The organism is Gelidibacter salicanalis (genome assembly GCF_016469035.1).
Lineage (GTDB): Bacteria > Bacteroidota > Bacteroidia > Flavobacteriales > Flavobacteriaceae > Gelidibacter > Gelidibacter salicanalis_A.
The window spans coordinates 1-207 of record NZ_JAEHJZ010000447.1 but is presented as its reverse complement, the minus strand read 5'-3'; the positions used below and the strand labels follow the sequence as shown (position 1 = coordinate 207).

The 207-nt window shown below is 59.9% G+C and carries 1 protein-coding gene; it reads left to right on the top strand.

The window, feature by feature from the left end; all coding sequences use genetic code 11:
* On the top strand, positions 1-207 hold a 207-nt coding region (locus tag JEM65_RS21805), incomplete at both ends, for a hypothetical protein (protein WP_199603869.1).

The window sequence follows — 207 nt, the reverse complement described above, 5'->3', positions numbered from 1 at the left end:
CCGCAGGTGTACAACACCTCGGCCTACCTCAATAGTAAGCTGCCGCTGAGCGAGAATATCTACGCCTACGTGTTTGGCGGCATCAATGTGCGCCGGGGCAATGCCTACGCCTACACGCGCTTCCCCACCAGCACCGACGACAATGGTAATACCATCCCGAACCCGCGCAGCAACGCCACACTCTACCCCGATGGCTTCGACCCCATC